Source organism: Streptomyces marianii (assembly GCF_005795905.1).
Taxonomy (GTDB): Bacteria; Actinomycetota; Actinomycetes; order Streptomycetales; family Streptomycetaceae; genus Streptomyces; species Streptomyces marianii.
In genome coordinates this window covers 2,826,207-2,839,915 of the sequence record NZ_VAWE01000001.1, presented here as the reverse complement: position 1 = coordinate 2,839,915, position 13,709 = coordinate 2,826,207, and the positions used below count along the sequence as shown (strand labels likewise).

At 71.8% G+C, this 13,709-nt stretch carries 14 protein-coding genes and 2 tRNA genes; 9 read left to right on the top strand and 7 right to left on the bottom strand.

The genetic code is table 11. The annotated features are described in order from the left end of the window. Positions 1–54 precede the first annotated feature (54 nt). From FEF34_RS12680 to FEF34_RS12670, 3 genes are all read left to right on the top strand, one after another. Positions 55–128, top strand: a tRNA-Met gene (locus FEF34_RS12680). Positions 129–343: 215 nt separating this feature from the next. Then, positions 344–2,557 carry a tetratricopeptide repeat protein gene (locus FEF34_RS12675; protein WP_138053280.1) on the top strand — a complete coding sequence of 738 codons (2,214 nt, stop codon included), beginning with the start codon at positions 344–346 and terminating at the stop codon, positions 2,555–2,557. A 92-nt stretch (positions 2,558–2,649) separates the two neighbouring features. Continuing rightward, positions 2,650–2,723 (top strand) — tRNA-Met (locus FEF34_RS12670). A gap of 249 nt (positions 2,724–2,972) precedes the next feature. On the opposite strand, the gene FEF34_RS12665 is transcribed toward FEF34_RS12670, so the two are convergent. Then, a complete protein-coding gene (locus tag FEF34_RS12665) occupies positions 2,973–3,389 on the bottom strand; it encodes a Fur family transcriptional regulator (RefSeq protein WP_138053279.1) in 417 nt (138 codons plus the stop codon). Between the two features lie 125 nt (positions 3,390–3,514). On the opposite strand from FEF34_RS12665, the gene FEF34_RS12660 reads away from it, so the two are divergent. Beyond that, positions 3,515–4,993, top strand: coding sequence for a catalase (locus FEF34_RS12660; protein ID WP_138053278.1), 1,479 nt, complete (start codon positions 3,515–3,517; stop codon positions 4,991–4,993). 83 nt (positions 4,994–5,076) lie between these two features. Here the strand turns inward: FEF34_RS12660 and FEF34_RS12655 are convergent, their stop codons facing one another. Continuing rightward, positions 5,077–5,484, bottom strand: a complete 408-nt coding sequence (locus tag FEF34_RS12655; protein WP_138053277.1) for a CBS domain-containing protein — start codon at positions 5,482–5,484, stop codon at positions 5,077–5,079. Between the two features lie 172 nt (positions 5,485–5,656). Next, the gene (gene hisN / locus FEF34_RS12650) at positions 5,657–6,454 is read right to left on the bottom strand and encodes a histidinol-phosphatase (protein ID WP_138053275.1); all 798 of its coding nucleotides are present in this window, start codon (positions 6,452–6,454) and stop codon (positions 5,657–5,659) included. A gap of 170 nt (positions 6,455–6,624) precedes the next feature. Between hisN and FEF34_RS12645 the strand changes: the two genes are divergently transcribed. Beyond that, positions 6,625–7,245 carry a TetR/AcrR family transcriptional regulator gene (locus tag FEF34_RS12645; protein ID WP_138053274.1) on the top strand — a complete coding sequence of 207 codons (621 nt, stop codon included), beginning with the start codon at positions 6,625–6,627 and terminating at the stop codon, positions 7,243–7,245. On the opposite strand, the gene FEF34_RS12640 is transcribed toward FEF34_RS12645, so the two are convergent. From FEF34_RS12640 to FEF34_RS12625, 4 genes are all read right to left on the bottom strand, one after another. Further along, positions 7,211–7,534, bottom strand: a complete 324-nt coding sequence (locus tag FEF34_RS12640; protein ID WP_138053273.1) for a DMT family transporter — start codon at positions 7,532–7,534, stop codon at positions 7,211–7,213. The genes FEF34_RS12645 and FEF34_RS12640 overlap by 35 nt on opposite strands. A 104-nt stretch (positions 7,535–7,638) precedes the next feature. Then, entirely contained in the window at positions 7,639–8,649 is a 1,011-nt protein-coding gene (gene rsgA, locus FEF34_RS12635) for a ribosome small subunit-dependent GTPase A (protein WP_138057444.1), read from the bottom strand. A 17-nt stretch (positions 8,650–8,666) separates the two neighbouring features. Further along, positions 8,667–10,007, bottom strand: coding sequence for a 3-phosphoshikimate 1-carboxyvinyltransferase (gene aroA / locus FEF34_RS12630; RefSeq protein ID WP_138053272.1), 1,341 nt, complete (start codon positions 10,005–10,007; stop codon positions 8,667–8,669). Between the two features lie 68 nt (positions 10,008–10,075). Further along, the gene (locus FEF34_RS12625; protein ID WP_138053271.1) at positions 10,076–10,768 is read right to left on the bottom strand and encodes a M50 family metallopeptidase; all 693 of its coding nucleotides are present in this window, start codon (positions 10,766–10,768) and stop codon (positions 10,076–10,078) included. A gap of 49 nt (positions 10,769–10,817) precedes the next feature. Between FEF34_RS12625 and FEF34_RS12620 the strand changes: the two genes are divergently transcribed. The 4 genes from FEF34_RS12620 (at position 10,818) to rsrA (ending at position 13,675) form a co-directional block, all read left to right on the top strand. After that, the gene (locus FEF34_RS12620; protein ID WP_138053270.1) at positions 10,818–11,633 is read left to right on the top strand and encodes an SOS response-associated peptidase; all 816 of its coding nucleotides are present in this window, start codon (positions 10,818–10,820) and stop codon (positions 11,631–11,633) included. 168 nt (positions 11,634–11,801) lie between these two features. Then, positions 11,802–12,437 (top strand): alpha/beta hydrolase family protein, encoded by a 636-nt coding sequence (locus FEF34_RS12615; RefSeq protein WP_138053269.1) that lies wholly within the window; start codon positions 11,802–11,804, stop codon positions 12,435–12,437. Between the two features lie 276 nt (positions 12,438–12,713). Then, positions 12,714–13,361 carry a sigma-70 family RNA polymerase sigma factor gene (locus FEF34_RS12610; RefSeq protein ID WP_384076183.1) on the top strand — a complete coding sequence of 216 codons (648 nt, stop codon included), beginning with the start codon at positions 12,714–12,716 and terminating at the stop codon, positions 13,359–13,361. After that, positions 13,358–13,675, top strand: a complete 318-nt coding sequence (rsrA, locus tag FEF34_RS12605; RefSeq protein WP_138053267.1) for a mycothiol system anti-sigma-R factor — start codon at positions 13,358–13,360, stop codon at positions 13,673–13,675. The genes FEF34_RS12610 and rsrA overlap by 4 nt, the downstream gene beginning before the upstream one ends. The last annotated feature ends 34 nt before the right edge of the window (positions 13,676–13,709 follow it).

Genomic DNA, 13,709 nt, shown 5'->3' with positions numbered 1-13,709 from the left:
GTGGTTTGCCGGACAGGCTCCACCCCGCACCGTGGTACTGTAGGTACACAACGACGCGGGGTGGAGCAGCTCGGTAGCTCGCTGGGCTCATAACCCAGAGGTCGCAGGTTCAAATCCTGTCCCCGCTACTGAGATCGAGGGCCCGGATCCATCAGGATCCGGGCCCTCGACGTGTGTCAACGGCGGTTGTTCCCGAAGTGTGTCCCGTTTGGGGCGAGTTGAGTCCGGCGTCCTGAGGTGGCGGGTGTTTGACTTGTCTCTCTGTGGGCATGTCGACAAAACGCTGAAGTGACCTCACTGGCTGCGGTATACCAGGTGTACGCGGGTTGCGGGTGGTGCGACGATGGAATTTATGGGGGACGGGACAACGCTGTTGGAAACGGGGCGGTTTGTGCACGAGCACGCCGCCACCGCGGTGGCCGCGGTGGCCGCGGCCGATGCGATGGCGATCGACGCCGTCGACCCGCTCGAGTCCCTGACCGCGGTGGAACCCCTGCCCGTGACGGACATCGAGGCGGAGGCCGAGGCCCGGCACCGCCGTGCCGCCGAGGCGGGGGACGCGGCGTCCATGAGCGTCCTCGGGGCGATGCTCCTGCGCCGGGGTGACCTGGACGGGGCGGAGCCGCATCTGCGCGCTGCCACCGCCGAGGGCGACCGCGCCGCCGCGAACAACCTGGGTGTGCTGCTGCACCAGCGCGGCTACGCCGACGAGGCGGCGGGCTGGTGGCGGATCGCGGCGGTCGCCGGTTCCGCGGCGGCGGCACATGCGCTCGGCCGGCACTTCCGGGAGCGGGGCGACGAGCCGGCCGCCGAGTACTGGCTGCGTCAGTCCGCCGAGCAGGGGCACGCCCTCGGCGCCTACGCCCTGGCCGACCTGCTGGAACACCGCAGCGAGCAGGGCGCCGAGCGCTGGCTGCGCGCGGCCGCCGAGCAGGGGCACCGTGAGGCCGCCTACCGGCTGGCGCGCGTGCTGGAGCGGCGGTCCCCGGACGGGGCCCGCCGCCTACCGGCTGGCGCGCGTGCTGGAGCGGCGGTCCCCGGACGGGGCCCCTCCCCGGGCCCGCCGACCTGCCAACGCGGCGACGTGACGGTCAAGGACAGGGGCGGCCCCGTCGAGGAGGCCGTGGAATCCGGCACGGCCGGCCGCACGGGTGCGGCCCAGGACGCGCAGAAGGCGAAGGGCGCTGACCGGCCCAAGCACGCGAACAGGTCCAAGCACGTGGAAGCGGGCGGCCGCGCCGCCGAGGCGGTCCGTGTTCCCGCCGCCCGCGCCGCCGAGCCTTTCGCGGCGACCGCGCCGGTGGTGCCGTCCGGCACCGCCGAGGACGCGGTACCCGGTGCGTCCGGGCATCCGGACGAGGCGGAGCAGTGGTACCGGCAGGCGGCCGCCCGCGGGCACCGCCGGGCCGCGCTGCACCTCGGCGGCATCCTGGAGCGTCGGGGCGAGCTGAAGGAGGCCGCGCGCTGGTACCTCACGTCAGCCAAGGACGGGGAGGCGCGTGCCGCCTGCGCGCTGGGATTCCTGCTGAAGGACGCCGGCGACGAGGAGAGCGCCGCCGTGTGGTGGCTGCGGGCCGCCCAGGAAGGCGACGGCAACGCTGCCAACGCGCTGGGTGCGCTGCACGCTGCACGCGGTGAGCAGCAGTCCGCCGAGCGCTGGTACCGCGCAGCGATGGACGCGGGCGATGTGAACGGGGCGTACAACCTCGGTCTGCTGTGCGCGGCCCAGAGCCGCACCGGCCAGGCCGAGCAGTGGTACCGCCGCGCGGCCTACGCCGGGCACCGCGAGGCCGCCAACGCGCTCGCCGTCCTGCTGCTGCAGGCCGGGGACCCGGTGGGTGCCGAGCCCTGGTTCTCGAAGGCCGCGGAGGCGGGCAGTGTCGACGCCGCGTTCAACCTCGGCATCCTGTACGCCGGCCGGGACGAGGACCGTACGGCGCTGCGCTGGTACGAGCGGGCTGCCGCGGCCGGGCACACCGAGGCAGCCCTGCAGGTCGGGATCGCCTGTCTGCGCGACGGCGACGAGCAGGCGGCCGAGCGTCATCTGCGCTGTGCCGCGGGCAGCGGAAGCGCCGAGGCGGCGTTCCGGCTCGCGACTCTGCTCGACGCGCGCCAGCCGCCGCCGGGCGCGCCCGCGCTCGGTGAGCCCATGAGCGAGAAGACCGAGTGCGAGGAGTGGTACGAGCGCGCCGCCGAGCAGGGGCACCGCCGGGCCCAGGTGCGCATCGGCATGCTCGCCGCGGCCCGTGGCGATGTGGCCGAGGCCGTCCGCTGGTACCGGGAGGCGGCGGAGGCCGGAAGCCGCAACGGCGCGTTCAACCTGGGGCTGCTTCTCGCCCGCGAGGGCAACGAGCGCGAGGCCGCCCTGTGGTGGGCCCGCGCCGCCCGCGCCGGGCACGGACGCGCCGCGCTCCGTCTCGCCCTGCTGGCCGCGCGCCGGGGCGAGCTCGCCGAGGGGCAGCGCTGGTGTGCCCGCGCGGTGGAGCTGGGGCCCGCCGAGGTCGCCGACCGGGCGGCTGCGCTGCGTGAGGCACTGCACCAGGAGCTCACGGCCTGAGGGAGGACGCGTCACCCCGCTCACCAGCCCGAACGGCTGACGGATATGGATTTGCTCTGGTCCGCGGGGTGACGTACTGTTGGGTTCACCGACGCGGGGTGGAGCAGCTCGGTAGCTCGCTGGGCTCATAACCCAGAGGTCGCAGGTTCAAATCCTGTCCCCGCTACTGAAGGCCGATGGCCCGGATCCAGTGGATCCGGGCCATCGGTGTTTTCCGGGCGGTTTCTCGGCAGGGTCGCGGCCAACGGGCGGAAGCGGTGGAGTTGAAGGGCCCCGGCGCGGGGTGGCCGGACAGCGGGACCGCCCGGAGGGTCGAGGGAAGAGCAAAGGGCGGACCGTGGGACGGCCCGCCCCTGGGGGTCTCGGGCACCCGCCCTCGTGATCAACCCCGCGTGATCAGCTCCGCGGGCCGGCGCTAGGCGCTCGCGCAGTTCGGGCAGATGCCCCGGTACGTGACCTCGACGTCCGAGATCGTGAAGCCGAACCGCTGCGAGTCGGGCAGGTCCGAGAGCGGATTGCCGCCGGGGTGAACGTCGCGGATCGCACCGCAACGCGCGCAGACCAGGTGCTGGTGCGGACGGTGGGCGTTCGGGTCGTACCGCTTGGCGCGGTGGTCCGTGGCCACTTCCAGGACCTCGCCCAGTGAGACGAGCTCACCCAGTGTGTTGTACACCGTGGCCCGGGAGATCTCCGGCAGCCGCTCGACGGCACGTGCGTGCACCTCGTCGGCGGTCAGATGGACGTGCTCGCCGTCGAGGACCTCGGCCACGACGCGCCGCTGCGCGGTCATACGCCAGCCGCGTCCGCGCAGTCGTTCCAAGAGGTCGCTCATGTGTATCAGCCTAACAGTCGGGGGAGCTGGTCCCGAACGGATGTGAGTTTGGATGGTTGCTTGACTTAGACAATGTCCATTGTAGGATCGGGAACATCATTGGCCAAGGACAGGACTGGCCGGGAATGACGCAGTTTTCGCAGGAGGCGCACGTGACGCAGGGACCGCTCACCACGGAGGCCGGCGCGCCGGTCGCCGACAACCAGAACAGCGAGACCGCGGGCCCCGGCGGACCGGTCCTGGTGCAGGACCAGCTGCTGCTCGAGAAGCTCGCGCACTTCAACCGTGAGCGCATCCCCGAGCGGGTGGTCCACGCCCGCGGCGCCGGTGCCTACGGCACGTTCACGGTGACCGCGGACGTCACCCGCTACACCCGGGCGAAGTTCCTCTCCGAGGTCGGCAGGCAGACCGGGACGTTCCTGCGCTTCTCCACCGTGGCGGGCAACCTCGGCGCCGCCGACGCCGTGCGGGACCCCCGCGGTTTCGCGTTGAAGTTCTACACCGAGGAGGGCAACTACGACCTCGTCGGCAACAACACCCCGGTGTTCTTCATCAAGGACGCCGTCAAGTTCCCGGACTTCATCCACACGCAGAAGCGCGATCCGTACACGGGTAGTCAGGAGGCGGACAACGTCTGGGACTTCTGGGGCCTGTCGCCCGAGTCGACCCACCAGGTGACCTGGCTGTTCGGTGACCGCGGGATCCCTGCCTCGTACCGGCACATGAACGGCTACGGCTCGCACACCTACCAGTGGAGCAACGAGGCCGGCGAGGTCTTCTGGGTCAAGTACCACTTCAAGACGGACCAGGGCATCAGGAACCTCACCCAGGCCGAGGCCAACAGGCTCGCGGGCGAGGACCCTGACAACCACCAGCGCGACCTGCGCGAGGCCATCGAGCGCGGTGACTTCCCGTCGTGGACGGTGCAGGTCCAGATCATGCCCGCGGCCGACGCGGCGGCCTACCGGTTCAACCCGTTCGACCTCACCAAGGTGTGGCCGCACGACGACTACCCGCCGCTCGAGATCGGCAGGCTGGAACTCAACCGCAACCCGGAGAACGTCTTCGCCGAGGTCGAGCAGTCCGTCTTCTCGCCGGCGCACTTCGTGCCGGGTATCGGCCCGTCCCCGGACCGGATGCTGCAGGGCCGGCTCTTCGCGTACGGCGACGCCCACCGCTACCGCGTCGGCATCAACGCCGACCACCTGCCGGTGAACCGCCCGCGCGCCACCGAGGCGCGCACGAACTCCCGTGACGGCTTCCTCTACGACGGCCGCCACAAGGGCGCCAAGAACTACGAGCCGAACAGCTTCGGCGGTCCCTTCCAGACGGACCGGCCGCTCTGGGAGCCGGTCCCGGTCTCGGGCCGCACCGGCAACCACGAGGCCCCGTCCCACTCCGAGGACGACGACTTCGTCCAGGCCGGCAACCTCTACCGGCTGATGTCCGAGGACGAGAAGGGCCGTCTGGTCGAGAACCTGGCGGGCTTCATCGCCAAGGTCTCCCGGGACGACATCGCCGAGCGGGCGATCGGCAACTTCCGTCAGGCCGACGGAGACTTCGGCAAGCGGCTGGAGGCCGCGGTCCAGGCCCTGCGCGGCTGACGAGACCAGTACTGGACCGCTTGTCGCGGGAGAGCCGGCCGGACCTTCCCCGGGGAAGGTCCGGCCGGCTCGCGTGTCCGCGTTCAGCCGGCGAGGGTCGTAGCCTGGGCCCGGTGCCGGGCCGGTGCCCAGCAGCGGATGATGTCGCGTACGGAGACGATGCCGACGGGTCCTGCGGCGTCGAGCACGATGAGATGGCGGAAGCCGCCGTGGGTCATGGCGTCCGCGGCCTCGTCGAGGGTCCACGAGGGGGCGGCGAAGACGACGTCGGTGGTGGTGTGGGCGGCGGCGGATTCGTGGTCGGGGTCCTGGCCCGCGCCGAGCGAGATGAGGATGTCGCGTTCGGTGAGGATGCCGAGGCCGCTGGTGTCGGGGTCGAGGACGACGGCCGCCCCGACGCGTCGTGCGGCCATCAGTCGAGCGGCCTGCCTGAGGGTGTGTGCGGGGCCGATGGTGAGGACCACTGTGCTCATGGCGTCACGGACGAGCATGGACGGATCCACCTCCTTGATGAATCCTTCAACGAGAAGGGATTCACAAGTTCACAAATAGGGGGACTCTCAGAGTCGCAGTGATTCGGCGGGGCAACAAGAGGGGGCGCGGCGCCCGAGGGGGGGAGTGCGTGGGTTGTACTGGCCGGTAACCGCTGTGGACGGTCTCGGTTCAGCCCCGGTTGAGGTACTCCAGGAGCTCCCCGTGCAGCAGGCCGTTGGAGGCGGCCGCGTTTCCGCTGTGAGGCCCGTGGACCCCGTCGAGGCCGGTGAACGTGCCGCCCGCCTCCTGTACGACGACCGCCGTCGCCGCCATGTCCCAGAGGGAGAGCTCCGGCTCCGCGCAGATGTCCACCGAACCCTCGGCGACCATCATGTAAGGCCAGAAATCGCCGTACCCGCGGGTCCGCCAGACCGCCCGGGTCAGGTCCAGGAAGCCGTCGAGCCGCCCTCGCTCCTCCCAGCCGCCGAGCGACGAGTAGGCGAACGAGGCGTCGGACAGCTGTGCGACCTTCGAGACGTGCAGCCGTGACGCGGAGGACAGGCTCCGCCCGGTGTAAGCGCCCGCGCCCTTCGCCGCCCACCAGCGGCGCCCCAGCGCGGGGGCCGAGACCACGCCCACGACCGGCTGGTAGCCGCCTTCGCCGGCCTCCATCAGGGAGATCAGCGTCGCCCACACGGGAACTCCGCGGACGTAGTTCTTCGTGCCGTCGATCGGGTCGATGACCCAGCGCCGGGGGCCGGTGCCCTCGATGCCGAACTCCTCGCCGAGGATCGCGTCGCGCGGCCTGGCGCGCTGGAGCTGGTAGCGGATCAGCTCCTCGGCCGCCTTGTCGGCCTCGCTCACCGGAGTCATGTCCGGCTTGGTCTCGACCTTGAGGTCGAGTGCCCTGAACCGGTCCATGGTCGCCGCGTCGGCGGCGTCCGCGAGGACATGGGCGAGACGCAGATCATCGTGGTAGTCGGCCATGTCCGCACTCTATCCCCGGGCCGTCGCCGCCCGTTCGGCCCGTCCGGTCCCGGCCGTCCTGGCCGGAGGGCGCCGGGGTCGCCGCAAGTGCCCTTGACAGCGGGTACCCGGGCGTCAACTCTGAGCGAAGAACCGCGGGGCCCCGGGGCGCCCTGCCCGGGAGGCCCACGATGCCCACAGCGCGCGAGGCGCTGCTGAACGCCGCTCTCACCGCTCTCGCGGGCCGGCCCTGGTCCGCCGTCCGGATGGTCGACGTCGCCTCGGCCGCGAGCGTCTCCCGGCAGACGCTCTACAACGAGTTCGGCAGCAAGGACGGCCTCGCGCGGGCGCTGGTGCGGCGCGAGGCCGACGCCTACCTCAAGGGTGTGGACCGGGTGCTCGCGGAGCGGGCCGGGGACGCGGAGCGGCTGGTCCGCCTGGCCGAGTGGACGGTGGCGGAGGCGTGCGCCCGCCCCCTGCTGCGCGCCCTGCTCACCGGCTTCTGGCACGAGCGGCTCCCCGCGCCGAGGCCCGTCGCCCGGTCCGCCGGAGGTTCGGGCGTCCCCGCCCAGCGGCGCGCGGACGCCGGTCACCCCGCCCCCGGCGAACTGGTCGCCGCGGTACGGGATCGCACGCTCGCCGCGCTGGAGCCGGGCCTCGGCCACCGGACGGACGAGGGGGAGGCCGCCGAGCGCTGCGAGTTGGCGGTGCGGCTGGCGCTCTCCTGCGTGGTCGCGGGCCCGGCCGAAGGGGCGGGGCGGCTGGTCCGTGCGGCTCTCAGTGGGCCGGGCTGGACAGCTGCAGGCCGATGACGCCCGCGATCACCAGCACGATCGAGACGATCTTCAGCGTCGAGGCGACCTCGCCGAGGAAGATCATCCCGTAGATCGCCGTGCCCGAGGCCCCGATCCCCGTCCACACCGCGTAGGCGGGGCCGACGTCGAGTTTGCGCAGGGAGAGCGTCAGCAGTCCGAAGCTGCTCATCGCGAAGACCGCGAACGCGATCGTCGGCCAGAGCCGGGTGAAGCCGTGGGACAGCTTCAGGCAGATCGCGAACCCCGTCTCCAGGAATCCGGCGACGATCACGAGCAGCCACGCCATGGTCAGTGCCTCCCGCGTCCCCAGTTCCGCGCCCAGTGACTGCTTCGTCTCACTTGGTGCGATTATGCACTTGCCGGTAGCGGCCGCCCGCAAACGTGCCCGGGTCAGTCGCCCTCGCGTCGCTCCCGGGTCGCCAGCAGCCGCCTCAGGGAGTACAGGCGTGCGGGATCGGCGTGGCCCTCACCCACCCACGCGTCCAGGGCGCAGTCCGGCTCGTCGTGCGAACACGCGCGCGGACAGCTCTCCGTGCCGGGCTCCAGGTCGGGGAAGGCGTGGATGACCCGGGACGGGTCGACGTGGTGCAGCCCGAAGGACCGTACGCCCGGAGTGTCGATCACCCAGCCGCCGGCGCCCGCCAGCGGCAGGGCCAGGGCGGACGTGGTGGTGTGCCGGCCGCGGCCGGTGACCGCGTTGACATGCCCGGTCGTGCGGCGCTTCTCCTCCGGGACCAGCGCGTTGACCAGTGTGGTCTTCCCGACGCCGGAGTGACCCACGAACGCGGTGATCCGGCCGTCGAGGTGTTCGCGCACCACGTTCGCCGCCTCGCCGGCGTACAACTCGTCGCGCGAGGTCACGACGTACGGGATGTCCAACGCGCCGTACAGGTCCAGCAGCGTCGAAGCCGGGGCCAGGTCCGACTTCGTCAGCACCAGCAGCGGCTCCAGGCCGCCGTCGTACGCGGCGACCAGGCAGCGGTCGATCAGCCGGGGGCGGGGCTCGGGATCGGCGAGCGCCGTCACGATCGCCAGCTGGTCGGCGTTGGCGACGACCACCCGCTCGTACGGATCGTCGTCGTCGGCGGTGCGTCGCAGCACGGAGGCGCGCTCCTCGATCCGCACGATGCGGGCGAGCGTGTCCTTCCGGCCGGACAGATCGCCGACCAGACCCACCCGGTCGCCGACGACGGCGGCCTTGCGGCCCAGTTCGCGGGCCTTCATCGCCATGACGGTGCGGCTGTCCACGAGGCAGGTGAGACGTCCCCGGTCCACGGTCAGGACCATGCCCTCGGCTGCGTCCTCGTGCTTCGGGCGGATGCTCGTACGGGGCCGGTTGCCCTTGCGGTTCGGGCGGACCCGGACGTCGTCCTCGTCTGTGTGCTTGCCGTAGCGGCGCATGTCGTGCCGTCCCGCGCTCAGTTCCCGGCAAGCATGTCGGTCCACATCCTCGGAAAGTCGGGGAGGGTCTTGGCGGTCGTCGCCACGTTCTCGATCTCCACGCCCTCGACGGCCAGACCGATGACCGAACCGGCGGTGGCCATCCGGTGGTCGTCGTACGTGTGGAACACCCCGCCGTGCAGCGGGCGCGGCCGGATGTGCAGCCCGTCCTCCGTCTCCGTGACGTCGCCGCCGAGCTCGTTGATCTCCTTGGTCAGGGCCGCGAGGCGGTCCGTCTCGTGGAGCCGCAGATGCGCGACACCGCGCAGGGTCGAGGGGGAGTCGGCCAGCGCGGCCACCGCGGCGATGCCCGGGGTCAGCTCGCCGACCTCGCCGAGGTCGACGTCGATGCCGTGGATCCGGCCGGAGCCGGTGAAGGTCAGCCCGGCGCCGGTGAGCTCGCAGGAACCGCCCATTTCGGTGAAGATCTGCCGCAGGGCGTCACCGGGCTGAGTGGTGCGCTCGGGCCAGTCGGGGACGGTCACCCGGCCGCCCGTGACCAGTGCCGCCGCAAGGAACGGCTGGGCGTTGGACAGGTCCGGCTCCACGGTCAGGTCCCGGCCCAGCAACGCACCGCTGCGGACCCGCCAGACGTCCGGCTCGCCGCCGGTCTCCGGCTCGTCGACCTGCGCGCCGACCGTGCGGAGCATGTCGACGGTCATCCGGATGTGCGGCATGGACGGCAGCCGCGAGCCGACGTGCCGTACCTCCACGCCCTGGTTGAAGCGGGGCGCGGAGAGCAGCAGGGCCGAGACGAACTGGGATGACGAGGAGGCGTCGATCTCCACCGCGCCGCCGTCCAGCGCCCCGCCGCCGTGCACGGTCATCGGGAGCGCCCCGCGGCCGTCGTCGTCGATCCGGGCGCCCAGGACGCGCAGGGCGTCGATCACCCCGCCGAGCGGACGCTCGTACGAGCGGGGGTCGCCGTCGAAGCGGATGGGGCCGTCGGCGAGCGCGGCGACCGGCGGCAGGAAGCGCATCACCGTCCCGGCGTTGCCGACGTCGACCGTCGCTGGGCCGTGCAGCCCGGCCGGGATGATCCGCCAGGCCTCGCCGCTGTCGGCGCCGCCGGTCGCGGTGGAGCTGGAGGAGACCTGCTCCTCGATGCCGACGCCCATGGCGCGCAGCGCCTCAGCCATCAGCAGGGTGTCGCGCGACCGCAGGGGGCGTCGCAGCCAGCCCGGCTCCGCGGCCAGGGAGGCGAGAACCAGCGCACGGTTCGTGACCGATTTCGATCCGGGAACGGTGACCGCCGCATCGACGGGCCCACTCGCGTGGGGGGCGGGCCAGAGGACGGTCTGCACGGGGCTCTCGGTCATGGCCCTCACTTTAGTGGGCCCGCGGAGCGCCGGGCGTTCGCCGACCGGTCACCGGGCATCCCGACCGGTCACAGACCGAGCAGCCAGCGACCGCCGCCGATCAGGGAGCATAGCGATACGGCATGGAAGAGAAACAGCCACATGGCGGGCGGGACGTGCGTCAGCCTCCCGAGCTGGTCGGCGTCCGAGTCCGGCGCGCCCCCGTGACGGCGCTTCACCTGGAGTTCGAAGGCCGGGCGGACCCCGCCGAGCAGCAGGAACCACACGGCCGCGTAGGCGAACGCCGCCTGCACCTCCGGTTCGGTCAGCCAGGACACCAGGAGGAACGCCGCGCCGGTGAGGACCACCGTGAGCGCCCCGTACGCGTTGCGGATCATCACCAGCATCGCGATCAGCAGCGCCGTGGCGACCCACAGCAGCAGCGTGATGCGGTGCGCCGCGAGCAGCCAGGCGCCGCCGAGGCCGAGCAGCGGCGGCGCGGTGTAGCCCGCGGCCGCCGTGAGGATCATGCCGAGGCCGGTCGGTCTGCCGCGGCTGACCGTCAGTCCGCTGGTGTCCGAGTGCAGCCGGATGCCCTCCAGCCGCCGCCCGGTGACGAGGGCGATCAGGCCGTGCCCGCCCTCGTGGGCGATGGTGATCGCGTTGCGGGACAGCCGCCAGGCCGTGTGCGGGACGACCGCGAGGAGGGCGAGCGCGGCCGTGCCTATGACCAGCCAGCGGTCGGGGGACGGCTGGGTGCCGAAGATTTCGGGTGTGACCATTTCCGGGGTGGCTCCTCGGGAGGCTCGGTGTCGTGGCAGTGTGGCACTCATGTGCGGACGGTATGCAGCGAGTCGCAGGCCCGAGGACCTCACCGGACTCTTCCAGATCGAGAAGTGGGAGCCGACGGAGACCCTGGCCCCCGACTGGAACGTGGCCCCCACGAAAGAGGTCTACGCGGTTCTCGAACGTCCTCTGAAGGACGCGGACGACCGCCGTCCGGTTCGTCAGCTGCGGAATCTCAGGTGGGGACTCGTCCCGTCCTTCGCCAAGACCCCCGAGGGCGCGGCCCGGATGATCAACGCCCGGGCCGAGACCGTCCACGAGAAGCCCTCGTTCCGCCGGCCCTTCGTCGCCCGGCGCTGCATCCTGCCCGCGGACGGCTACTACGAGTGGGTCACCGGCACCGAGGAGCGGGAGCTGGAGGTGAAGGGGAAGAAGAAGCGGCCCCGCAAGCAGCCCTACTTCGTCACTCCTGCCGACGGCTCCGTCTTCGCGATGGCCGGGCTGTACGAGTTCTGGCGCGACCGGACCCTGCCGGACGACCACCCCCAGTCCTGGTGGGTGACCTGCTCCGTGATCACCACGGAGGCGGAGACCGGACCGCTGGGGGTCGCGCCGGCCGAAGGCCCGCGCTCGCTGTCCGACATCCACCCGCGGATGCCGTTGATGCTCCCCGAGGACCGCTGGGACGCCTGGCTGGACCCGGCCCGCTCCGACCCGGACGAGCTGCGTGAGCTGCTGGCGCCGCCGCCCACAGGGCTGATGCGCGCCTACCCCGTGGGTACGGCCGTCTCCAACGTCCGCAACAACGGGCCGGAGCTGCTGGAGGAGCTGGAGGCCCCCGAGGTCGGCACGCTCTTCTGAGCTTTGCGGCGATTCCGGACTCTGCTGCCCAATTCCGGGGCAACTCCGACACGCGGACCATGACCTGCGACAACGCGGTGACCGTTGCGGCCTTCCCGGCATGACTCTGCTGCTCAGCCGAATTGAGCAGCAGAGTCATTCCGGGTCCCGCGGTGTGACACTGCTCCTGTGACAGAGAGCGAGATCGTCGGGACACCCGCCGGGGACGCCCGTATCACCTGGCATCCGGCTCCCGGCCGGGCCCGCGTCGTGCTGGCGGTGAGCCACGGCGCGGGCGGCGGCATCGGCGCACAGGACCTGCGGGCCCTGGCGGCCGGGCTGCCCCCCGACGGGATCACGGTGGCCCTGGTGGAGCAGCCGTGGCGGGTGGCTGGAAAGAAGGTCGCGCCGGCGCCGAAGACCCTGGACGCCGGCTGGCGAGGGCTGTGGCCGGCCCTGGAGAAGCGGGGCCTGCCGATCGTCGCGGGCGGGCGCAGCGCCGGTGCGCGCGTGGCCTGCCGGACCGCGCGTGAGCTGGGAGCCCGCGCCGTCCTCGCGCTGAGCTTCCCGCTGCATCCGCCGGGGAAGCCGGAGAAGTCCCGCGCGGACGAGCTCCTCGGGGCCGGGGTGCCGGTTCTGGTCGTCCAGGGCGGCAACGATCCGTTCGGCAGGCCGGAGGAGTTCCCGGCCGGTGCGTACGAGCTGGTCGAGGTGGCTGACGCCGACCACGGGCTCTCGGTGCCCAAGCGGGCCGCGCTGACCCAGGAGGAGGCGCTGGGAACCGTCGTGGACGACGTCCGGAAGTGGATCGCCGCCCGGATGTGAGACCGGGTGCGGGACCGCGGCCGGGGCCGGTGCGTCGGCCGGGAATAGCGGAGGGCGCGCTCCCTGTTGTGCAGCACGTCAGCACAGAAGCGTGGAGAGGGAGTCCGTCGCATGGGTTCGACCATCTGCCCGAACCGGTCAGGGGCCGCCGACCTGGACTGGACCGTGCTGCCTGCGCCGAAGGCGGCAACGATTCGGGCGGCGGGCGGAGCGGTTGGTCGTCTATCCTCCGATTCGAGCGGGTCCGGTCTCGGTCCCGTCACAGCGTTGGAGGAGGTGGGTCCGGTCACTGGGACCGACGACGGCCACACGGAAGAGACGGCCGCCGAGCGCAACGCGCGATTCGAGCGGGACGCTCTCGGCTATCTCGACCAGATGTACTCGGCCGCCCTGCGCATGACGCGCAATCCGGCCGACGCCGAGGATCTCGTACAGGAGACGTACGCGAAGGCCTACGGTTCGTTCCACCAGTTCCGTGAGGGCACGAACCTCAAGGCGTGGATGTACCGCATCCTCACGAACACCTTCATCAACTCGTACCGCAAGAAGCAGCGCGAACCGCAGCGCAGCGCCGCGGAGGAGATCGAGGACTGGCAGCTCGCCCGCGCCGAGTCGCACATGTCGACCGGGCTGCGCTCGGCCGAGTCCCAGGCACTCGACCACCTGCCGGACTCCGACGTCAAGGAGGCCCTGCAGGCGATCCCGGAGGAGTTCCGCATCGCCGTCTATCTCGCCGATGTCGAGGGCTTTGCGTACAAGGAGATCGCGGACATCATGGGGACACCCATCGGCACGGTGATGTCCCGACTGCACCGTGGCCGCCGCCAGCTGCGCGGCATGCTCGAGGACTACGCCCGTGAGCGCGGGCTCGTTCCCGCGGGCGCCGGGGAGTCGACGAACGATCGGAAAGGCGCGGGCTCATGAGTTGCGGAGAGCCGCACGAGACTGACTGCGCGGAGGTACTCGACCACCTGTACGAGTTCCTCGACCGTGAGATGCCCGACGCCGACTGCACCAAGTTCGAGCTGCACTTCGAGGAGTGCTCGCCGTGCCTGGAGAAGTACGGCCTCGAGCAGGCGGTGAAGAAGCTCGTCAAACGCTGCTGCGGCCATGACGACGTGCCCGTGGACCTGCGCGCGAAGGTCATGGGGCGGATCGAGCTCATCAGGGCCGGCGAGGCCGTGCCCGACCACGATGTGACGGCCGGTCCGGCGGACGTGCCGAGTCCGGCCGAGTAGCCGGCCGGGCGGGAGCGTGATCGGGGCGAGACCG

Coding starts and splice junctions, on each gene's coding strand:
- FEF34_RS12675 (WP_138053280.1), top strand. CDS start 344: ATGGAATTTATGGGGGACGGGACAACGCTGTTGGAAACGGGGCGGTTT.
- FEF34_RS12665 (WP_138053279.1), bottom strand. CDS start 3,389: ATGAGCGACCTCTTGGAACGACTGCGCGGACGCGGCTGGCGTATGACC.
- FEF34_RS12660 (WP_138053278.1), top strand. CDS start 3,515: ATGACGCAGTTTTCGCAGGAGGCGCACGTGACGCAGGGACCGCTCACC.
- FEF34_RS12655 (WP_138053277.1), bottom strand. CDS start 5,484: ATGCTCGTCCGTGACGCCATGAGCACAGTGGTCCTCACCATCGGCCCC.
- hisN (WP_138053275.1), bottom strand. CDS start 6,454: ATGGCCGACTACCACGATGATCTGCGTCTCGCCCATGTCCTCGCGGAC.
- FEF34_RS12645 (WP_138053274.1), top strand. CDS start 6,625: ATGCCCACAGCGCGCGAGGCGCTGCTGAACGCCGCTCTCACCGCTCTC.
- FEF34_RS12640 (WP_138053273.1), bottom strand. CDS start 7,534: ATGGCGTGGCTGCTCGTGATCGTCGCCGGATTCCTGGAGACGGGGTTC.
- rsgA (WP_138057444.1), bottom strand. CDS start 8,649: ATGCGCCGCTACGGCAAGCACACAGACGAGGACGACGTCCGGGTCCGC.
- aroA (WP_138053272.1), bottom strand. CDS start 10,007: ATGACCGAGAGCCCCGTGCAGACCGTCCTCTGGCCCGCCCCCCACGCG.
- FEF34_RS12625 (WP_138053271.1), bottom strand. CDS start 10,768: ATGGTCACACCCGAAATCTTCGGCACCCAGCCGTCCCCCGACCGCTGG.
- FEF34_RS12620 (WP_138053270.1), top strand. CDS start 10,818: ATGTGCGGACGGTATGCAGCGAGTCGCAGGCCCGAGGACCTCACCGGA.
- rsrA (WP_138053267.1), top strand. CDS start 13,358: ATGAGTTGCGGAGAGCCGCACGAGACTGACTGCGCGGAGGTACTCGAC.